This window comes from Streptomyces sp. DG1A-41 (genome assembly GCF_037055355.1).
Taxonomy (GTDB): domain Bacteria; phylum Actinomycetota; class Actinomycetes; order Streptomycetales; family Streptomycetaceae; genus Streptomyces.
Map to the genome: position 1 here is coordinate 8,095,287 of NZ_CP146350.1, position 19,559 is coordinate 8,114,845.

A 19,559-nucleotide genomic window follows, 5' to 3' on the forward strand; every position below is an offset into this window, starting at 1 on the left:
TCGTTCACTGAGTTGAAAGGAAGTGAGCGGTCATGCCACGCGGTTCGAGCTCCAAGCGGGAGCGCCAGTACGAGCACATCAAGAAGAGTGCGCAGGACCGGGGCGAGAGCACCGGCCGCGCCAAGGAGATCGCCGGGCGGACGGTGAACAAGGAACGCGCCCGCTCCGGCGAGTCGAAGACGGCCAGCCGCACCTCCACCAAGGACATGTCGTCCGGCAAGCGCGGCGGCCAGCGGTCCGGCCAGGGCTCCCAGGGCCCCACCTACGACCAGCTGTACCAGGAGGCCAAGCGCCGCGGCGTCGAAGGCCGTTCCAACATGAACAAGAGCCAGCTCCAGCGCGCGCTGGGCAAGTGAGCCGCACGAGCCCGTCGGGACTCCCGGGTCCCGCCGGCCTTCGCGCGGACCCGGGCCCGGCAGCCCATAGGCTCAGAGGCACCATGACGACCGTACGCACCCCCGAGGACTGGCCCGCCACCGAGGAACAGGCCCGCGCAGTCCAGGACGAACTCCGCGAACGCGTGATCCTCGACGAACCGGGGCCGCCGCCCGGAACGGGTCATGTGACGGGGGTCGACGTCGCGTACGACGACGAACGGGACGTCGTCGCGGCGGCCGCGGTCGTGCTGGACGCGTCGAGTCTCGGCGTCGTCGCCGAGGCCACCGCGGTGGGCCGGGTCTCCTTCCCCTACGTGCCCGGACTGCTCGCCTTCCGCGAGGTCCCCACGGTCCTCGCCGCCCTCGACGCCCTGCCGTGCCCGCCCGGCCTGGTGGTCTGCGACGGCTACGGCCTTGCCCACCCCCGCCGCTTCGGCCTCGCGAGCCACCTCGGCGTCCTGACAGGCCTGCCCACGATCGGCGTCGCCAAGAACCCGTTCACCTTCGCCTACGACGACCCGGACACCCCGCGCGGCAGCACCTCCGCGCTGCTCGCCGGCTCCGAGGAGGTCGGCCGCGCCCTGCGCACGCGCGACGGCGTCAAGCCGGTCTTCGTCTCCGTCGGCCACCGCGTGACCCTGGCGAACGCCTGCGCCCACACCCTCGCGCTGACCCCCGAGTACCGCCTCCCGGAGACCACGCGCAGGGCGGACGCGCTGTGCCGGAAGGCGCTGCGGGAGACCTATTCCGCCTGATCGGCCACGCTCCAGCGGCCCACCTCGCGGTACTCCGAGTCGTAGATGACCGACCCGTCCCCGGGCCGGAGCGCGTAGTGGCGCAGATTGCCGCCCCAGTACCTGAGGATCCGGCCCAGCTCGCCCGCCGGGTCCTCGGTCAACGCCGCGTCGTCCATGGTGACTTCGAGAAGGAACTTCATGCCTTCAATGGTTTCATTGAACCCCTTCTTGGCACTTTCCGAGCTGTCGCCAGGAGCGGTCGGCGGAAAGCCTCAAGCCGGGGGGCGGGGGCTGCCCAGGGCGGGCCGGCAGATCTGAGTACCGGCTCTGAGTACCTGTACGGATGCCCGCCCCCAACCCGGTCGGCAGGCTGGGGCGCATGACAACGCACCGCGCCCCCAAGCCTGTTGCCGGCCCGACCCAGACCGTCGAGCGGGCCGTCACCATAGGGCTGATCCTCGCCGTGCTGGCGGGCCTCGGCTGGATCGCCGGGATGATCTACACGATCGCCGAGTGGCCGCTGTAGGACCTTCGCGCCGCAGCAGACCCTTCAGCGGGTCGACGCGACGCGGAAGCGGATGCCCGCCGCGCGCAGCCGGTCGATCAGCGCGTCGCCCATCGCCACCGCCGTGGTGACCTGACCCGCCGTCTCCGGAAGGTCGTCGAAGGCCAGGCACAACGCCGACTCGGCGAGCATCTTCGCCGTCTCGTCGTAGCCGGGATCGCCGCCCGAGACCTCCGTGTACACCCGCCTGCTGCTGCCCTCGCCCACGAAGCGCAGGGAGAACCAGCTCTTCGCCCGCTTCTCGGGGCTCGGCCCGTCCCCGGGCTTGAGCCGACCGGACAACCAGCGCCGCGCCGGCGGCACCTGGGCCGCCGCCACCAGGGCGCCGACGGCCGCGACACCGCCCACCGCGACGGGCAGGTGCCGGACGGCCGCGTACTGCCGGTAGCGGAAGTCGGGGCCGTACCGGTCGAGGGCCGACGCAGACCGCCGCACGATCTGCGGGTCGATGGTCGGCATCGGCAGCGCCCACGCGCCGACCTCCTTGGCGAACCGCGGCGCACCCGTCGGCGCCGACGCCCGCCGGCCCACCAGCCGCGGTTCGTGCCGCCGCCGGTCCCGCGCGGCCGCCGCCATCTCCCGCTGCCGCGCGAACTGGTTGAGGGCGGAGGCGAAGGTCCCGCCCGAGAACGCCGCGTCGGCGGTGACGAAGCCCTCCACGGTCAGCGGCACGTCCTCGGGCAGCTGCCGCACGGTGAAGTACACGCCCAGGTCGTGCGGGATCGAGTCGAACCCGGCGGCGTGCACCAGCCGTGCCCCCGTCTCACGTGCGCGTGCGTCGTGCCGGACGTACATCAGGTCCACGAACTCGGGCTCGCCGCAGAGGTCGAGGTAGTCGGTCCCGGTGTCCGCGCAGGCGGCGACGAGTTCCTCGCCGTACGTCACGTACGGGCCGACCGTCGTGGCCACCACACGCGCCTGCTCGGCGAGGGCGCGCACCGAGGCCGGATCGGAGACGTCCGCCCGCAGCACCCCGACCTCCGCGCCGCCGAGCCGCTCCCGCAGCCGCTCCAGCTTCTCCGCGTCGCGGCCCGCGATCGCCCAGCGCAGCCCCTCGGGCGCGTGGGCCGCGAGGTACTCCGCGGTGAGCGCCCCGGCGAAACTCGTGGCTCCGAAGAGCACGATGTCGTACGGACGGTCCGTCCTGCTTTGCCTGCTCATGACACCTCTCGGTCGTGCAGCCCGTGCCGCTGTCGGTGGCCGAGGCTAGCGTGAGGAGTGCGGAGCCCGACGACGAGCCCGGAGGACCACGATGGCCGTGCCCAGGAATGCCCTGAAGAAGTGGGAAAGAGTGCGCGCGTTCGCGCTGGGGCTGCCGGGTGCCGTCGAGGAGTTCCCCTGGGGCGAGTCCGTCGCGAAGGTCAACAAGAAGGTGTTCGTCTTCCTCGGCGTCGAGGACGGCAGTTACCCCCTGGGTGTGACGGTGAAGCTCAGGGACGCGACGGCCCACGCGCACGCACTGGCCTGCCCCGGCGCCGAGCCCGCCGGATACGGCCTGGGCAGGGCGGGCTGGGTGAGCATCCCCCTGGAGCGGCAGGGCGCCCCGGCCGCGGAGGTGCTCTGCGACTGGGTGGAGGAGAGCTACCGGGTGATCGCGCCGAAGCGGCTGATAGGGGAGCTGGACGGAAGCTGACCTCGTCCGGCAGATTGCTAAGCGCTTGCTCGTTCAGGTCTTGTGCCGAGTGGAACGCGTTCTTAGCATCACCGGTGTTACATCAGTTGTGTCACAGCACTGGGGGCTGGATGACCACGGCAAGGACGCCAGGACAGGGGCCGCTCACCGGCGTGCGCGTCGTCGAGCTGGCCGGCATCGGGCCCGGCCCGTTCGCCGCCATGCTCCTGGCCGACCTCGGCGCCGACGTCGTGCGCGTGGACCGCCCGGGCGGCCCAGGCCTCGCGATCGACCCGGCGTACGACGTCACCAACCGCAACAAGCGCTCGGTGGTCGTCGACCTGAAGTCCCCGGACGGCCCCGCCCGCGTGCTCGACCTCGCCGCCCGCGCCGACATCCTGGTCGAGGGCTACCGGCCCGGCGTCGCCGAGCGCCTCGGCGTGGGACCCGAGCCGTGCCACGCCCGCAACCCGGCCCTCGTCTACGGCCGGATGACCGGCTGGGGCCAGGACGGCCCGCTCGCCGACCGCGCCGGACACGACATCGCGTACATCGCCCCCACCGGCACCCTCGGCATGATCGGCCGGCCGGACGAGCCGCCGTCGGTCCCGGCCAACCTGCTCGGCGACTACGCGGGCGGCTCCCTCTACCTCGTCGTCGGCGTCCTCGCCGCCCTGCACCACGCGCGCGCGACCGGCACCGGCCAGGTCGTCGACGCCGCCATCGTCGACGGCGTCTGTCACCTCGCCACGATGATCCACGGCATGCTCGCCGCCGGCGGCTGGCAGGACCGCCGCGGCGCCAACCTCCTGGACGGCGGCTGCCCCTACTACGGGACGTACGAGACGGCCGACGGCCGGCACATGGCCGTCGGCGCCCTGGAGCCGCGGTTCTACGAGGAGTTCCTCGCCCTCCTCGGCGTCGAGGACCAGGCCGCCGCCCGCAAGGACGTCACCCGGTGGGGCGAACTGCGCGAACAGATCGCCGCCCGCTTCAAGACCCGGACCAGGGACGAGTGGACGGCCCTCTTCGACGGCTCCGACGCGTGCGTGGCGCCCGTGCTGTCGCTGCGCGAGGCCCCGCACCATCCGCACCTGTCCGCCCGCGGCACCTTCACCGACCACGGCGGCATCACTCAGCCGGCCCCGGCCCCCCGCTTCTCCGCGACCCCGACCTCCGTCCGCACCGGCCCGGCCCGGCCGGGCGCCGACACGGCGGACGTCGCCCGGGACTGGGACCTCCCCGGGCTCCTACCGTCGTCCCGCCCCCCTCAGTGAAAGGCCTCCTCGTGAGCACCGAAGCGTATGTGTACGACGCGATCCGCACTCCGCGCGGGCGCGGCAAGGCAGGCGGCGCCCTGCACGGCACCAAGCCCATCGACCTGGTCGTCGGACTCATCCACGAGATCCGCGCCCGCTTCCCGGACCTGGACCCTGCCGCCGTCGACGACATCGTGCTCGGCGTCGTCGGGCCGGTCGGTGACCAGGGCTCCGACATCGCCAGGATCGCCGCCATCGCCGCGGGGCTGCCCGACACGGTGGCCGGCGTGCAGGAGAACCGCTTCTGTGCCTCGGGCCTGGAGGCCGTCAACCTGGCCGCCGCCAAGGTCCGTTCCGGCTGGGAGGACCTCGTCCTCGCGGGCGGCGTCGAGTCGATGTCGCGGGTGCCGATGGCCTCCGACGGCGGTGCCTGGTTCAACGACCCGATGACCAACCTCCAGGTCAACTTCGTGCCGCAGGGCATCGGCGCCGACCTCATCGCCACCATCGAGGGCTTCTCGCGGCGGGACGTCGACGAGTACGCGGCCCTCTCCCAGGAGCGGGCGGCCACGGCCTGGAAGGAGGGGCGCTTCGACAAGTCCGTCGTCCCGGTCAAGGACCGCAGCGGCCTCGTCGTCCTCGACCACGACGAGCACATGCGCCCCGGCACCACCGCCGACTCCCTCGCCAAGCTGAAGCCGTCCTTCGCGGACATCGGGGAACTCGGCGGCTTCGACGCGGTCGCGCTCCAGCAGTACCACTGGGTGGAGGAGATCGACCACGTCCACCACGCGGGCAACTCCTCCGGCATCGTCGACGGCGCCTCGCTCGTCGCGATCGGCTCCAAGGAGGTCGGTGAGCGCTACGGCCTCACGCCCCGCGCGCGGATCGTCTCCGCCGCCGTGTCCGGCTCCGAGCCCACCATCATGCTCACCGGCCCCGCACCCGCCACCCGCAAGGCCCTCGCCAAGGCCGGACTCACCATCGACGACATCGACCTCGTCGAGATCAACGAAGCGTTCGCGGCGGTCGTGCTCCGCTTCGTGAAGGACATGGACCTGTCCCTGAACAAGGTCAACGTCAACGGCGGCGCGATCGCGCTCGGCCACCCCCTCGGCGCGACCGGCGCCATGATCCTCGGCACGCTCGTCGACGAACTGGAGCGCCAGGACAAGCGCTACGGCCTCGCCACGCTGTGCGTCGGCGGCGGCATGGGCGTCGCGACCATCGTCGAGCGCATCTGACCACCTCCCGACGGATCACACGGAGCACTCCACATGAGCACTGAGTCCACCACCATCCGCTGGGAACAGGACCGCACCGGCCTCGTCACCCTCGTTCTCGACGACCCGGACCAGTCCGCGAACACCATGAACCAGGCGTTCCGCGACTCCCTCGCCGTCGTCACCGACCGCCTGGAGGCCGAGAAGGACACCATCCGGGGCATCATCATCACCTCCGCGAAGAAGACCTTCTTCGCCGGCGGCGACCTGCGCGACCTGATCCGGGTCACGCCCGAGACGGCCCAGGAGCTGTTCGACGGCGGCATGGCGATCAAGCGGAACCTGCGCCGCATCGAGACCCTCGGCAAGCCGGTCGTCGCCGCCCTCAACGGCGCCGCTCTGGGCGGCGGTTACGAGATCGCCCTGGCCTGCCACCACCGCGTCGCCCTCGATGCGCCCGGCTCCAAGATCGGCTGCCCCGAGGTCACCCTCGGCCTGCTGCCCGGAGGCGGCGGAGTCGTCCGCACCGTCCGCCTGCTCGGCATCGCCGACGCCCTGCTGAAGGTCCTCCTCCAGGGCACCCAGTACAGCCCGCGCCGCGCCCTGGAGAACGGCCTCGTCGACGACGTGGCCGAAACCCAGGAGGAACTCCTCGAAAAGGCCCGCGCCTTCATCGACGCCCACCCCGAGTCGCAGCAGCCCTGGGACAAGCCGGGGTACAAGATCCCGGGCGGCACCCCGGCCAACCCCAAGTTCGCGGCGAACCTGCCCGCCTTCCCGGCCACCCTGCGCAAGCAGACGAACGGCGCTCCCTACCCGGCCCCGCGCAACATCCTCGCGGCCGCCGTCGAGGGCTCCCAGGTCGACTTCGAGACCGCCCAGGTCATCGAGGCCCGCTACTTCGTGGAACTGGCCGCGGGCCAGACCTCGAAGAACATGATCCAGACCTTCTTCTTCGACCTCCAGGCCGTCAACTCCGGCGTCAGCCGCCCCCAGGGCATCGAGCCCCGCCAGGTCCGCAAGGCCGCCGTCCTCGGCGCCGGGATGATGGGCGCCGGCATCGCCTACTCCTGTGCCCGCGCCGGCATCGACGTCGTCCTGAAGGACGTCTCCCTGGAGGCGGCCGTCAAGGGCAAGGGCTACTCCGAGAAGCTGTGCGCCAAGGCCGTCGCCAAGGGCCGCACGACGCAGGAGAAATCCGACGCGCTGCTCGCTCGCATCACCCCCACCGCCGAGGTGCGGGACCTGGCGGGCTGCGACGCCGTCATCGAGGCCGTCTTCGAGGACACGTCCCTCAAGCACAAGGTGTTCCAGGAGGTCCAGCACGTCGTGGCGCCCGACGCGCTGCTGTGCTCCAACACCTCCACCCTGCCCATCACCGCGCTCGCAGAAGGCGTGGAGCGCCAGGCCGACTTCATCGGACTGCACTTCTTCTCGCCGGTCGACAAGATGCCGCTCGTCGAGATCATCAAGGGTGAGCGCACGGGGCAGGAGGCCCTGGCCCGCGCCTTCGACCTGGTCCGGCAGATCAACAAGACGCCGATCGTCGTCAACGACTCGCGCGGCTTCTTCACCTCCCGCGTCATCGGGCACTTCATCAACGAGGGCGTCGCCATGGTCGGAGAGGGCATCGAGCCCGCGTCGGTCGAACAGGCCGCCGCCCAGGCGGGCTACCCGGCGAAGGTGCTGTCCCTGATGGACGAGCTGACGCTGACCCTGCCCCGAAAGATCCGGGCCGAGACGAAGCGAGCCGTGGAGGAGGCGGGCGGCACCTGGACGCCCCACCCCGCCGAGGCCGTCGTCGACCGCATGGTCGACGAGTTCGGCCGCACGGGCCGCAGCGGCGGCGCCGGCTTCTACGACTACGGCGAGGACGGCAAGCGCGCCGGACTCTGGCCGGGCCTGCGCGAGCACTTCACGAAGCCCGGGTACCGGATCCCGTTCAAGGACATGCAGGAGCGCATGCTCTTCTCCGAGGCTCTGGACACCGTCCGGCTGCTGGAGGAGGGCGTGCTGACCTCCGTGGCCGACGCCAACATCGGCTCCGTCTTCGGCATCGGCTTCCCGGGCTGGACGGGTGGCGTGCTCCAGTACATCAACGGCTACGAGGGTGGCCTGCCCGGCTTCGTGGCACGCGCGCGTGAACTCGCCGAGCGCTACGGCGACCGGTTCACGCCGCCCGCACTGCTGGTGGAGAAGGCGGAGAAGGGGGAGCGGTTCGGCGACTCAGCCTGATCCTTGCGATGGCTCGGTGAGCCACTCGCCCAGCTCTTCCTTCAGCGACCGCTGAAAGGCGGTGAGGAGCGACTGCACCACCAAGGGGTGCATGTGCGCCGACAGGGACCGCACGTCCCGGGCGTCACGCTCCGCCACCTCGCCGCGGAAGAGCTGGGAGAGTTCACGGGCCGCGGCGCGCGCGTGTTCGATGAGAACCTTGCGCGCCGCGAAGATCGCCTCCGGGGAGAGCGGCACGTCGAGCAGTCCGACACCCAGCCGAAGCAGACCGAGATCGGCTTCGTACCCGCCGTCCGCGGGCCGGAGCAGACCGGGATCGGCTTCGTGGTCGCCGTCCGCGGGCCGGAGCAGACCGGGATCGGCTTCGTGGTCGCCGTCCGCGGGCCGGAGCAGACCGGGATCGGCTTCGTGGTCGCCGTCCGCGGGCCGGAGCAGACCGGGATCGGCTTCGTGGTCGCCGTCCGCCGGCCGGAGCACGCCCATCGCGATCAGCCGCTCGACGTCCTCGTCGCCGAGTGGCCGTCCGGCCCGCCGCTCCAGCTCCTCCCGCGTGACCGTCTCGACGGTGTCCGGCGCCCAGGAGGCCACCACCGCCCGGTGCACGGCGAGGTCGCGGGCGCTCAGGTCCGGCGGCAACCGGCGCAGATAGCGCTCTATGCCCGCCAGTGTCATGCCCTGGTGCTGCAACTCCTCGATCAGCGCCAGCCGGGCCAGATGCTCCCGGCCGTAGTGCCCCACGCGCCGGGGGCCGAGCACCGGCGGCGGCAGGAGCCCCTTCGTGCCGTAGAAACGGACCGTGCGCACCGTGACACCGGCCCGGGCCGCCAGTTCGTCGATCGTGAGGGTCGGTTCCTCGGTGTCGGTCGTCATGTGCAGCAGTATCGCTGTCTCACCAGTGCTGTGAAACCTCGTCCACATCTCCTCATGACCATGCGGTGAACCTCGGATGGCGACTGTGCCTACCGCTGGTGGATCTTGTAAGAAGTGACGCTCTGTGACGTCGGTCACCGTATGCAAGAGGACCGGTATGGGAAGGTGCTGGCTTGGTCTGTGCCGCGTCACAAGGGTGGTACGGGCCACTGCACTGTACGGACCCCGGGCCCACGACGTCCGGGGCGATCCAGAGAGTGGAACCACCCGTGAGCAAGGACGCCGTGAACACGGCTGCGGCCACGCCGCGTACCGATGCGGCCCAGGTGCCCGCGGACGCGGGTGACGCCGGCTACAGCAAGGACCTCAAGGCCCGCCACGTCAACATGATCGCCATCGGCGGGGCCATCGGCACCGGCCTCTTCCTCGGCGCCGGCGGCCGCCTCCACAACGCGGGCCCGGCGCTGGCGATCGCCTACCTGGTCTGCGGCATCTTCGCCTTCTTCGTGGTCAGGGCCCTCGGCGAGCTCGTCCTCTACCGCCCCTCCTCGGGCTCCTTCGTGTCGTACGCGCGCGAGTTCCTCGGCGAGAAGGGCGCCTACGTCGCCGGCTGGATGTACTTCCTGAACTGGTCGACCACCGGCATCGCCGACATCACCGCGATCGCGCTCTACACGCACTACTGGAGCATGTTCACCGACATCCCGCAGTGGGTGCTCGCGCTGATCGCCCTCGCGGTGGTGCTGGCCGTGAACCTGATCTCGGTGAAGATCTTCGGCGAGATGGAGTTCTGGTTCGCGATCATCAAGGTCGCGACGCTCGTCGGCTTCATGTTCATCGGCATCTTCCTGCTCGCCACCCAGCACGAGGTCGGCGGCCAGACGCCCGGCCTGAGTGTCATCACCGACAACGGCGGCGTCTTCCCGCACGGCATGATGCCCGTCGTCCTCGTCATGCAGGGCGTGATCTTCGCGTACGCCGCGCTGGAGCTGGTCGGTGTCGCCGCGGGCGAGACCGCCGAGCCGGAGAAGGTCGTCCCGCGCGCGGTGAACTCGATCATGTGGCGGGTCGGCCTCTTCTACGTCGGCTCGGTCGTCCTGCTGGCCCTGCTCCTGCCCGGCTCGGTCTACTCGGCCGACCAGAGCCCCTTCGTCACGGTGCTGTCGAAGATCGGCGTCCCGGCGGCGGGCGACGTGATGAACCTGGTCGTGCTGACCGCCGCGATGTCCTCGCTGAACTCGGGCCTGTACTCCACGGGCCGCATCCTGCGGTCGATGGCGATGGCCGGCTCCGCACCGAAGTTCACCGCCCGCATGAACCGCAGCCAGGTCCCCTACGGCGGCATCCTGCTGACCTGCGCGGTGTGCGTGCTCGGCGTCGGCCTGAACTTCCTCGTGCCGGCCCAGGCCTTCGAGATCGTGCTGAACGTCGCCTCCCTCGGCATCATCAGCACCTGGGTGATCATCATGATCTGCCACCTGGTCTTCGTCCGCCGCGCCAAGGAGGGCCTGGTCAACCGGCCCTCCTTCCGCCTCCCCGGCAGCCCGGTCACGGAGATCACCACGATCGCCTTCCTGCTGGCCTGCCTCGGCATGATGTGGAACGACCCGGAGGTCGGCCGCAAGACGCTGCTGCTCATCCCGGTGATCGCGGCCATGCTGGTCGCGGGCTGGTTCGGCATCCGCCGCCGGGTGTCGCAGACGGCCGACCAGGAGCTGTCGCAGCTCACGAAGTAGCGGGCCGGGGCCACTGTCAGTGGCAGGGCCTGCGGTGGCGTCATGTCGGGGATCAGGTATGTCCGGGGTGACGCCACCGTTCCATCCGTGAAGGGCGTCAAGGTCATCGCCCATGTCTGCAACGACCTCGGGGGCTGGGGCAAGGGCTTCGTCCTGGCGATATCGCGCCGCTGGCCCGAGCCGGAGGCGGCGTGCCGGGCGTGGCACCGAGACCGCGCGGCGAACGACTTCGGGCTGGGCGCGGTGCAGCTCGTAAGGGTCGAGCCGTACGCGTGGGTGGCCAACATGATCGGCCAGTGCGGCACCAGGACCGGCAGCAAGGGCGCCCCCGTCCGCTACGAGGCGATCGACACGGCGCTGGAGACCCTGGCCGAGCGGGCCGGCGACCTGGGCGCGACCGTCCACATGCCCCGCATCGGCTGCGGTCTCGCCGGCGGCAAGTGGTCCCGGGTCGAACCGCTGATCGAGGAGCGGCTGATACGGCGGGGGATACAGGCGACGGTGTACGACCAAGGGGACTGACCGGCCCCGGCTCAGTCCTGGCCGTCCCTGTCGAACGCCCTCACCAGACAGTCGCAGAGGAGCTGCGCGATCGTCCCGTCGGGATCCAGCCGGGGATTGAAGATCGCCACGTCGAGGCCGACGGCGCCGCCGCCGGTCAGGGCCGTGCGCAGGACGGTCTCCAGCTCCTGCCAGGTCAGGCCGTCCGGGAGCCGGTAGTCGACGGCGGGCATCACCGCGTCGTCCAGCACGTCGACGTCGAGGTGGATCCAGTACCCGGTGCCCGCGCCGTCGCCGGTCAGCAGTCCGACCGCGCGCCGGGCCGCCTCGCCCGCTCCCAGGGCGCGCACGGTGTCCAGCTCCAGCGCGTGCAGCGCGGACGGCAGCGGCTGCATCCCGTACCCCGCGGACTCCTCGGCGTCCCGGAACCCCAGCGCGACGACGTCCTCGTCCCGTACCAGCGGGCCCCGGCCCTCCAGGTCGGCCAGCACGCGCGGGCCGCGCCCGGTGGCGAGGGCGAGTTCCATGGAGGCCACCTCACCGGCCGGCTCCGCCGACGGCTGGTAGAAGTCGGTGTGCCCGTCGAGGAACAGCAGACCGTGCCGGCCCCGGCGGCGCAGCGCGAGCAGGTTGCCGAGCAGCACGCTGCAATCGCCGCCCAGTACGACGGGGAACCGGCCGTCGTCGAGGACACGGCCGACGGTGTCGGCCAGTGCCGTGGAGTATGCGGCGATGCCACGGGGGTTCAGGACTCCGGTGTCCGGGTCCCGCTCCGGGTCGTACGGGGGCGGTTCGACCCGCCCCGCACGCACCGCACCCAGCCCTTCGGCCAGCCCTACCCCGAGCAACGCGTCCGACAACTGCTCGACGCCGGTCGGCCGCAGCCCCAGCACGGACGGCGCCTCGATGATCGCCAGGTTCCGCACGTCCGGCTCCTTCGTCAGCAGCGCTGTTCACGTCGCCGGGCCCATACGGCCAGTGCGTCGGGCCCATACGGCCAGTGCGTATGGGCCCACCGTAGACCGGCGGACGCCGTTCAGCAGGCCTGGTGCCTGCGCGACTGTGCGGGCGCTGCGCAGCTCGGCGCGACGAGGTGCCGCCGCGCCCACCCGTGCCGCCCCGAGCGGCACGACTGCCCGCAGCCAGGCGGAACGGGGCACCTCAGTGCACGTGCTCCCCGTGCTCCGCATGGTCCGAACCCTCACCCGCGTGCTCGTGCACCCCGTTCGTCGCCGCGATCTTCTTCCACGACTTCGGCTGTGCCACCGCGCCGCCGGTTTTCGCCACCGCAGCGGCCCGGGCCGCCGGCGCCCCCGGCTTCGACGGCTGGTACAGCCATGTGTCGAACAGGGCGGCCAGGGGCTTGCCCGACACCTCCTCGGCGTACCGCTGGAAGTCGGCGACCGACGCGTTGCCGTGGGCGTACTTCTGCGGCCAGCCCCTGAGGATCGTGAAGAACGCCTCGTCGCCGATCTCGTTGCGCAGCGCCTGGACGGCCAGCGCGCCCCGGTCGTACACCGCGATGTGGAACTGGTTGTCCGGCCCCGGGTCCCCGGGCCTCACCGTCCAGAACGGGTCGTCGGCGGGGTGCGAGGCGTACACGTAGTCGGCGAGTTCCTGCGCCGTGCCCTCGCCCTCGTGCTCGGACCACAGCCACTGCGCGTAACGCGCGAAGCCCTCGTTGATCCAGATGTCCTTCCAGCGCTTGAGCGACACGTCGTCCCCGTACCACTGGTGCGCCAGCTCGTGTACCACGACGGACACGTTCGACCCGTTCGCGAACTGCCGCGGGCTGTAGTACGGCCGGGTCTGGGTCTCCAGCGCGTACCCCGTGGTGGTGTTCGGCACGTACCCGCCGAGCGCGTTGTAGGGGTACGGCCCGAAGTAGCCGGTGAGCCAGTCGGCGATCTCCCCGGTCCGTTCGATGCTCGCCCGTGCCGCGCCGGCGTGGCCGCCCAGGTCCTTGCTGTAGGCGTTGAGGACCGGGATGCCGCTCTCGGTCGTGCCGGTCGTGATGTCGAACCTGCCGACCGCGAGCGTGGCGAGGTACGTGGCCTGCGGCTTGTCGGAGCGCCAGTTCCAGCGGGTCCAGCCCAGGCGTGAACTCGTCGATTGGAGCGTGCCGTTGGAGATGGCCTGCGTGCCGTCCGGGACCAGCACGGACACGTCGTAGGTCGCCTTGTCGAGCGGGTGGTCGTTGCTCGGGAACCACCACGCCGCCGCCTCGGGCTCGTTCGCCGCGACGCCGCCGTCCGGGGTGCGGTGCCAGCTGGTGAAGCCGTACGCCTTCTCCGACGACGGCACGCCGCGGTAGCGCACGACGACCGTGACGGGCGTGCCCTTGGCCAGCGGGGTCTTCGGCGTGATCTCCAGCTCGTGCTCGCCCGACGTCCGGAACGACGCCTTGGTGCCGTTGACGCGCACCTCCCCGACGTCGAGCAGGAAGTCCAGGTTGAAGCTGGACAGGTCCTGCGTGGTGCGGGCCACGAGGGTCGCCGTGCCCTCGAGTTCGTCCGTGGCCGGCTGGTACTTCAGCCTGAGGTCGTAGTGGGAGACGTCGTATCCGCCGTTGCCGTAGGCCGGGTAGTAGGGGTCACCGATACCCGGTGCGCCGGGGGAGCGGGGCGCGGCCGATGCCGGGATCGCCAGCAGGAGAACGGTCGCGGCCAGGGCTCCCGGCGCGATGATTCTGCGGTGCACGCGAAACTCCAAGTCGTAGGGTCCCGAAGTCTGTCCGGAGCCTATTGGCTCCCTGTGCCCCCGATCATGTCCATGGCCCCTGCTGTCACACGATCGCCATTCGGCCGACATGAGACACCGGACCCAGGGGGGTAACCGGGACACGCCGGTCCGTCAGGTGCCCTCTTCTGAACGGGAGTTCCCCGATGTAGCGTCCGCCGCATGCCGAAACGCACGCGCTTCACGACCTGGAGACCGCTCGCGACAGCGGCCACGGCCGCCCTGTTGGCCACGCTGCTCACCCCGGCCGCGGCGGACGCCGCCCCGCGCGAGAGCCGTCCCGTCCACTCGTACGACAACGCCATCCGCGAGGCCGTCTGGGTGGACACCGGACTCGACGGCGACCGCGACGGACAGGCCGACCGGGTCGCCGTGGACATCGTCCGCCCCCGCGAACCCGCCCTACAGGGCCGCAAGGTCCCCGTCATCATGGACGCCAGCCCGTACTACTCCTGCTGCGGGCGCGGCAACGAGAGCCAGAAGAAGACGTACGACGCGAACGGCGCCGTCACGCAGATGCCGCTGTACTACGACAACTACTTCGTGCCCCGCGGCTACGCCTTCGTCGGTGTCGACCTGGCCGGGACCAATCGCTCCGACGGTTGCGTCGACGTCGGCGGCCGCTCCGACATCCAGTCCGCGAAGGCCGTCGTCGACTGGCTCAACGGCCGCGCCAAGGCCTACACGACCCGCACCGGCACCACCCGCGCCAAGGCGGCCTGGACCAACGGCAAGACCGGCATGATCGGCAAGAGCTGGGACGGCACCATCGCCAACGGCGTCGCCGCGACCGGCGTCGAGGGCCTGAAGACCATCGTCCCGATCAGCGCCATCTCCTCCTGGTACGACTACTACTTCCAGCAGGGCGCCCCGCTCTACGACTCCGGCCCCGACTGGCTCTCGAACTACGTCAACAGCCCCGACGCCCGCGCCAAGTGCGGAGCCGTGCAGCAGAGGCTCGTCGACGGCGCCCCGCGCACCGGCGACTGGACCCCGCTGTGGACCGAGCGCGACTACGTCAGGGCCGCGCGGAAGGTCAAGGCCAGCGTCTTCCTCGTGCACGGCACGCAGGACCTCAACGTGCGGATGAAGCACGTCGGGCAGTGGTGGGACGCCCTCGCCAAGAACGGCGTCGAGCGCAAGATCTGGCTCTCCCGGACCGGCCACGTCGACCCCTTCGACTTCCGCCGCGCCACCTGGGTCGACACCCTCCACCGCTGGTTCGACCACGAACTCATGGGCTACGACAACGGCATCGACCGCGAACCCATGGCCGACATCGAACGCCGGCCCGACCAGTGGACCACCTCGAAGACCTGGCCGCCCAACGGCACCCGGGCCGCCACCCTGCGCCCCGACCGGGGCGCCCAGGCAGGCGTCGGCACCCTCGGCCTGCACCGCGGGCACGGCACCGCGACCTTCACCGACGACCCGAAGCTGAGCGAGACCGACTGGGCAGCGCAGATCGACAAGCCGACACCGGAGAAGGCCGGTTTCGTCACCGGGACTCTCACCCGCGACCTGCGCCTGTCCGGCTCCGCCGAAATCACCGTCACCGCGACGCCCTCCACCCCGACGGCCCACCTCTCCGCCGTGCTCGTGGACATCGGCCCCGCCACCATCCGCGACTACGCCGACGCTGGCGAGGGCATCACCACCCTCACCGACCGCACCTGCTGGGGCGCGAGCACCGCCGGCGACAGCTCCTGCTTCAAGGAGACGAAGGCGAAGACCGCCGACGTCGACTACACGATCGTCAGCCGCGGCTGGGCCGACCTGGGCAACCACGCCTCCGACCTGACGGGCGCCCCGCTCACCCCGGGCAAGCGGTACACGATCACCCTCGACCTGGCGGCGACCGACCACGTCGTCCCCGAGGGCCACCGCCTGGCGCTGATCGTCGCGGGCACCGACAAGGGCTTCATCGACCCTCCCGCGGACACCCCCGAACTCACCGTCGACTTGTCCCGCACCTCGGCCCGTGTCCCGTTCGTCGGCGGAGCCGCCGCGTTCGCCCGCGCCACCACGGGCACCGTGTCCGCCACACCTGACGCCACCCTGCTGGACGGCGTACGGGATCCGCGCGCCACTCACCGCGTCCCGGAGGGAGGCCAGTGACCCGCGACACGACCCGCGTCCGCGCCCTGATCCTGACCGCCGCGGCGCTCGCAGCATCCCTGCTCGCCGTCCCGGCCCGGGCCGCCTCCGACTCCCCGCCCCGCACCGGCTTCGAGCAGACCAATGGTGCCCGCTGGACCACCCAGCCCGAGGAACAGGACTTCCTCGAAGCCGTCGACCGGTCGAGCAGCCACGTCTCCATGACCCGCTTCGGTACGACGAAGCAGGACCGCCCGCTCCGACTGGTACGGATCGGCACCCGGCCGACCCCCAACAAGGTGCTGCTGGTGTGCGCCCAGCACGGCGACGAACCCGCCGGCCGCGAAGCCTGTCTGACCACCGTCCGCGACCTCGCGTTCGCCCGTGACAGCGGCACCCGGCGCTTCCTCGAGCGCACCACCGTCCTCGTCGTGCCCACCGCCAACCCCGACGGCCGGGCCGCCGACACCCGGGGCAACAGCGACGGCGTCGACATCAACCGCGACCACCTCGCGCTCCGGACCGCCGAAGGCCGGGCGCTCGCGAAGCTCATCCGCGACCAGCGCCCCGACCTCGTCTACGACCTGCACGAGTACGGCGCCACACCCCCGTACTACGACAAGGACCTCTTCGACCTGTGGCCGCGCAACCTCAACACCCACGAGGCGGTCCACGACGAGGCGAAGACCCTCTCCGAGGCGTACGTACGCCCCGCGGCGCAGCGGGCCGGCCACTCGACCGGCACCTATGGCATCTGGACCGACCCCGAGACCGGCGAGCCGGTCAAACAGGTCGCGGGAGACGGTCAGGAGCGCATTTTGCGCAATATGTCCGGTATTAAACACGGGATCGGCCTGCTCATCGAGAGCCGCGTGGACCCGCTCACCGATGCCGAGAAGGCGGACGAGGCGCTGAACAACCGCCGCCGGGTCACCTCGCAACTGGACGCCCTCAAGGGCCTGTTCGGATATGCCGACCAGCGCCGCGGTGCGGTCGAGGCGGCGACGGGCAGGGCCCGGCTTGCGGGATACGCCGCCGCCGGTCCCGTCTACGTCGGCGGCGCGGACAACGACGCGCCCGAAGCGGCCGAGGTGATCCAGAGCCCGCCCTGCGGCTACCGGCTCACGGCCGCGCAGTACGCCGAGGTGGGAGACGAACTCGCGCTGCACGGCGTGCGCGTGCGCCGGGACGCCGAGGGCGTGCTCGTGCCCCTGCGCCAGTCCCTGCGGGCGCTCGTGCCGCTGCTGCTCGACGAGCGCGGACCGTATCACCTGACCGCAGGAAAGCCGGAAACGCCATGTCGAGGAGGGTGAAATTGCGCCACACGTGGTAGGGGCGTTACGGAGGACTTACGGTCCTCCTACGTCCCGATGAAAGGTGCCGCCTGTGACGCACGACCGACCAAGTGAGAGCGATCGCCAAGAGGGGGCCGCGCTTCCGGGTTCGGAAGCGGGCCTCCCCGGTCAGGAACGTCCCAAAACCGACCGAATTGTCTTCGGGGTCACGGCCGTGCTCACCCTCGCCTTCGTGGTCTGGGGAGCCGCGGCGACCGACTCGCTCGAAGACGTCTCCACCAGCATGCTCAGCGGGCTGATGCACAACGGCGGCTGGGCGTTCATGCTCGCCGCCTCCGCCTTCGTCGTGTTCGCCCTCTGGCTCGCGGCCAGCCGCTACGGTCGGATCCGCCTCGGGGCCGAGGGCGAGGAACCCGAGTTCCGCACGGTGTCCTGGGTCGCGATGATGTTCAGCGCCGGCATGGGCATCGGCCTGATGTTCTACGGCGTGAGCGAACCGTTGTCGCACTACTCGACGCCCCCGCCGGGCAGCGACCCGGCCGACTCCGGTGAGCGCATGGAGACGGCCATGGCCACCACCCTGTTCCACTGGACGCTCCACCCCTGGGCGATCTACGCCGTGGTGGGCCTCGCCATCGCCTACAGCACCTTCCGCAGGCGCCGCCGCCAGACCATCAGCGCCGTGTTCACGCCGCTGATCGGCAAGAAGCACGCGAACGGCGCCGTCGGCCGCGTCATCGACATCCTCGCGATCGTCGCGACCGTCTTCGGTTCCGCCGCGTCCCTGGGGCTCGGCGCGCTTCAGATCGGTTCCGGTGTGCAGGAGCTGGACTGGATGGACAAGGTGAGCACCGGGCTGCTCGTCACGATCATCGCGGTGCTGACCCTGGCCTTCGTCGCGTCCGCGGTCTCGGGCGTGGAGCGCGGAATCCAGTGGCTGTCCAACACGAACATGGTGCTGGCGCTGGTGCTCGCCCTGTTCGTGTTCGTGGCGGGTCCGACCATCATCGTCCTCGACCTCCTGCCCACGTCCGTCTTCGCCTACCTCGGCGACCTGCCCCAGCTGGCCGGCCGTACGGAGGCCAGCGGCGGGGAGGGTGTCGCGGACTGGCTGAGCAGCTGGACCGTCTTCTACTGGGCGTGGTGGATCTCCTGGACGCCGTTCGTGGGCATGTTCATCGCCCGCATCAGCCGGGGCCGCACGATCCGGCAGTTCGTCGGCGGCGTCATCCTGGTGCCCAGCACGGTCAGCCTGATCTGGTTCGCGATCTTCGGCGGCTCGGCGATGAAGATGCAGGAGCAGGGCCGACTCGGCAAGGAGGCGACCCCGGAGGGCCAGCTCTTCGCCGTGCTCCAGCAGTTCCCCATCGCCACCGCCACGAGCCTGCTCGTGATGATCCTCGTCGGCATCTTCTTCGTGTCCGGCGCCGACGCGGCGTCGATCGTCATGGGCACCCTGTCGCAGAAGGGCGCGCTCGAACCGGGCCGTATGGTCGTGGTGTTCTGGGGCGTCGTCACCGGCGCGGTGGCCGCGATCATGCTCCTGGTCGGCAGCGGGAAGGGCGACGCGCTGACGGGCCTGCAGAACCTCACGATCCTCGCGGCGGCCCCGTTCGTCGTCGTGATGATCTTCATGTGCGTGGCCCTCATGCGCGACCTGCGCCGCGACCCGGTGATGGTGCGCGAGCAGATGGGCTCCGAGGCCGTGGAACTGGCCGTCATCGAAGGCCACAAGAAGTACGACGGCGACTTCGAGCTCCGCGTCGGCCCGGGCCGCGGCCCGGACGTCGAGGGCGACCCCATCGGCAAGCACTGACCAACGCGACTCGGCCGCTTCAGCCGGCCCCTTGACCTCGACGCCCTCGGCCGACATCGGCCGGGGGCGTCGAGCGTGCGGGCTGGGGCTGTTGGGGGTCGGCCTGGCCGAGGCGTCTCTGGCCGGGGTGTTACGGGCGGGTGTCCCGGGCGTCTTCGGCTGAGGGCCGGGGCTTGCGGATCGAGGTGTCTTCAGCCGGGGGGCGGGGGCATGGGGCCTCCCGGCTGGGGCGTCATGGCCCTGGCGGAGGCCCCCACCCGGGCAGCGAACTGCTCACGGACGCCACCGAGCGGGCACTGCGGATGATCGTCCTCGGCACCCGGCTGCCGCTGGTCCCCGACCGGGCTCTCGGCGGTGATCACCAGATCCGCGTCGGCCGGGCGGACGTCCAAGCGTGGGCCGGGGCGCTGGGCCTGCCGACGGGGGCTTCGGCCGGGGCTGTTGGAACCGGCGCCCGGTGCGTCTCCAACCGGGCACGTCGCAGGCGGGTGCCCCGG

Annotated in this window: 17 protein-coding genes; 12 read left to right on the top strand and 5 right to left on the bottom strand. The window is 71.2% G+C overall.

Annotated features, from left to right (window positions below; genetic code table 11):
- The first annotated feature begins 32 nt into the window (after positions 1 to 32).
- The gene (locus V8690_RS37380; protein ID WP_274821093.1) at positions 33 to 356 is read left to right on the top strand and encodes a plasmid stabilization protein; all 324 of its coding nucleotides are present in this window, start codon (positions 33 to 35) and stop codon (positions 354 to 356) included.
- 83 nt (positions 357 to 439) lie between these two features.
- Positions 440 to 1,132: an endonuclease V gene (locus tag V8690_RS37385; RefSeq protein WP_338784472.1), complete on the top strand. Its 693-nt coding sequence runs from the start codon at positions 440 to 442 to the stop codon at positions 1,130 to 1,132.
- On the opposite strand, the gene V8690_RS37390 is transcribed toward V8690_RS37385, so the two are convergent.
- The gene (locus tag V8690_RS37390; protein WP_338784473.1) at positions 1,120 to 1,314 is read right to left on the bottom strand and encodes a hypothetical protein; all 195 of its coding nucleotides are present in this window, start codon (positions 1,312 to 1,314) and stop codon (positions 1,120 to 1,122) included. The genes V8690_RS37385 and V8690_RS37390 overlap by 13 nt on opposite strands.
- A gap of 179 nt (positions 1,315 to 1,493) precedes the next feature.
- Here V8690_RS37390 and V8690_RS37395 point away from each other — a divergent pair, with 179 nt between their 5' ends.
- The gene (locus tag V8690_RS37395; protein WP_010042861.1) at positions 1,494 to 1,640 is read left to right on the top strand and encodes a hypothetical protein; all 147 of its coding nucleotides are present in this window, start codon (positions 1,494 to 1,496) and stop codon (positions 1,638 to 1,640) included.
- A gap of 24 nt (positions 1,641 to 1,664) precedes the next feature.
- On the opposite strand, the gene V8690_RS37400 is transcribed toward V8690_RS37395, so the two are convergent.
- A complete protein-coding gene (locus V8690_RS37400) occupies positions 1,665 to 2,840 on the bottom strand; it encodes a saccharopine dehydrogenase NADP-binding domain-containing protein (protein ID WP_338784474.1) in 1,176 nt (391 codons plus the stop codon).
- A 91-nt stretch (positions 2,841 to 2,931) separates the two neighbouring features.
- Here V8690_RS37400 and V8690_RS37405 point away from each other — a divergent pair, with 91 nt between their 5' ends.
- From V8690_RS37405 to V8690_RS37420, 4 genes are all read left to right on the top strand, one after another.
- Positions 2,932 to 3,312 carry an MmcQ/YjbR family DNA-binding protein gene (locus V8690_RS37405; RefSeq protein WP_338784475.1) on the top strand — a complete coding sequence of 127 codons (381 nt, stop codon included), beginning with the start codon at positions 2,932 to 2,934 and terminating at the stop codon, positions 3,310 to 3,312.
- 110 nt (positions 3,313 to 3,422) lie between these two features.
- Entirely contained in the window at positions 3,423 to 4,568 is a 1,146-nt protein-coding gene (locus tag V8690_RS37410) for a CaiB/BaiF CoA-transferase family protein (RefSeq protein WP_338784476.1), read from the top strand.
- 11 nt (positions 4,569 to 4,579) lie between these two features.
- Complete coding sequence (locus V8690_RS37415) at positions 4,580 to 5,794, top strand: acetyl-CoA C-acetyltransferase (protein ID WP_338784477.1); 1,215 nt, start codon at positions 4,580 to 4,582, stop codon at positions 5,792 to 5,794.
- Positions 5,795 to 5,827: 33 nt separating this feature from the next.
- The gene (locus V8690_RS37420) at positions 5,828 to 8,008 is read left to right on the top strand and encodes a 3-hydroxyacyl-CoA dehydrogenase NAD-binding domain-containing protein (RefSeq protein WP_338784478.1); all 2,181 of its coding nucleotides are present in this window, start codon (positions 5,828 to 5,830) and stop codon (positions 8,006 to 8,008) included.
- Here V8690_RS37420 and V8690_RS37425 read toward each other — a convergent pair.
- Positions 8,000 to 8,878: a MerR family transcriptional regulator gene (locus V8690_RS37425; protein WP_338784480.1), complete on the bottom strand. Its 879-nt coding sequence runs from the start codon at positions 8,876 to 8,878 to the stop codon at positions 8,000 to 8,002. The genes V8690_RS37420 and V8690_RS37425 overlap by 9 nt on opposite strands.
- Before the next feature lie 269 nt (positions 8,879 to 9,147).
- Between V8690_RS37425 and V8690_RS37430 the strand changes: the two genes are divergently transcribed.
- Positions 9,148 to 10,614: an amino acid permease gene (locus V8690_RS37430; RefSeq protein ID WP_338784481.1), complete on the top strand. Its 1,467-nt coding sequence runs from the start codon at positions 9,148 to 9,150 to the stop codon at positions 10,612 to 10,614.
- 42 nt (positions 10,615 to 10,656) lie between these two features.
- Entirely contained in the window at positions 10,657 to 11,136 is a 480-nt protein-coding gene (locus tag V8690_RS37435) for a macro domain-containing protein (protein ID WP_338784482.1), read from the top strand.
- Positions 11,137 to 11,147: 11 nt separating this feature from the next.
- Here V8690_RS37435 and V8690_RS37440 read toward each other — a convergent pair whose 3' ends face one another.
- Together V8690_RS37440 and V8690_RS37445 are read right to left on the bottom strand one after the other, a co-directional pair.
- Positions 11,148 to 12,041, bottom strand: a complete 894-nt coding sequence (locus V8690_RS37440) for an arginase family protein (RefSeq protein ID WP_338784483.1) — start codon at positions 12,039 to 12,041, stop codon at positions 11,148 to 11,150.
- 235 nt (positions 12,042 to 12,276) lie between these two features.
- Positions 12,277 to 13,815 carry a M1 family metallopeptidase gene (locus tag V8690_RS37445; protein ID WP_338784484.1) on the bottom strand — a complete coding sequence of 513 codons (1,539 nt, stop codon included), beginning with the start codon at positions 13,813 to 13,815 and terminating at the stop codon, positions 12,277 to 12,279.
- Positions 13,816 to 14,016: 201 nt separating this feature from the next.
- Between V8690_RS37445 and V8690_RS37450 the strand changes: the two genes are divergently transcribed.
- From V8690_RS37450 to V8690_RS37460, 3 genes are all read left to right on the top strand, one after another.
- A complete protein-coding gene (locus tag V8690_RS37450; RefSeq protein ID WP_338784485.1) occupies positions 14,017 to 15,972 on the top strand; it encodes a Xaa-Pro dipeptidyl-peptidase in 1,956 nt (651 codons plus the stop codon).
- The gene (locus V8690_RS37455; RefSeq protein WP_338784486.1) at positions 15,969 to 17,264 is read left to right on the top strand and encodes a M14 family metallocarboxypeptidase; all 1,296 of its coding nucleotides are present in this window, start codon (positions 15,969 to 15,971) and stop codon (positions 17,262 to 17,264) included. Before V8690_RS37450 ends, V8690_RS37455 begins: the two co-directional genes overlap by 4 nt.
- A 73-nt stretch (positions 17,265 to 17,337) precedes the next feature.
- Positions 17,338 to 19,062 carry a BCCT family transporter gene (locus V8690_RS37460; RefSeq protein ID WP_338784487.1) on the top strand — a complete coding sequence of 575 codons (1,725 nt, stop codon included), beginning with the start codon at positions 17,338 to 17,340 and terminating at the stop codon, positions 19,060 to 19,062.
- Positions 19,063 to 19,559: the final 497 nt, after the last annotated feature.

Excerpts from the sequence above, each read along its gene's own strand:
- V8690_RS37380 (WP_274821093.1), top strand. The coding sequence starts at position 33 with ATGCCACGCGGTTCGAGCTCCAAGCGGGAGCGCCAGTACGAGCACATC.
- V8690_RS37385 (WP_338784472.1), top strand. The coding sequence starts at position 440 with ATGACGACCGTACGCACCCCCGAGGACTGGCCCGCCACCGAGGAACAG.
- V8690_RS37390 (WP_338784473.1), bottom strand. The coding sequence starts at position 1,314 with ATGAAGTTCCTTCTCGAAGTCACCATGGACGACGCGGCGTTGACCGAG.
- V8690_RS37395 (WP_010042861.1), top strand. The coding sequence starts at position 1,494 with ATGACAACGCACCGCGCCCCCAAGCCTGTTGCCGGCCCGACCCAGACC.
- V8690_RS37400 (WP_338784474.1), bottom strand. The coding sequence starts at position 2,840 with ATGAGCAGGCAAAGCAGGACGGACCGTCCGTACGACATCGTGCTCTTC.
- V8690_RS37405 (WP_338784475.1), top strand. The coding sequence starts at position 2,932 with ATGGCCGTGCCCAGGAATGCCCTGAAGAAGTGGGAAAGAGTGCGCGCG.
- V8690_RS37410 (WP_338784476.1), top strand. The coding sequence starts at position 3,423 with ATGACCACGGCAAGGACGCCAGGACAGGGGCCGCTCACCGGCGTGCGC.
- V8690_RS37420 (WP_338784478.1), top strand. The coding sequence starts at position 5,828 with ATGAGCACTGAGTCCACCACCATCCGCTGGGAACAGGACCGCACCGGC.
- V8690_RS37425 (WP_338784480.1), bottom strand. The coding sequence starts at position 8,878 with ATGACGACCGACACCGAGGAACCGACCCTCACGATCGACGAACTGGCG.
- V8690_RS37435 (WP_338784482.1), top strand. The coding sequence starts at position 10,657 with ATGTCGGGGATCAGGTATGTCCGGGGTGACGCCACCGTTCCATCCGTG.
- V8690_RS37450 (WP_338784485.1), top strand. The coding sequence starts at position 14,017 with ATGCCGAAACGCACGCGCTTCACGACCTGGAGACCGCTCGCGACAGCG.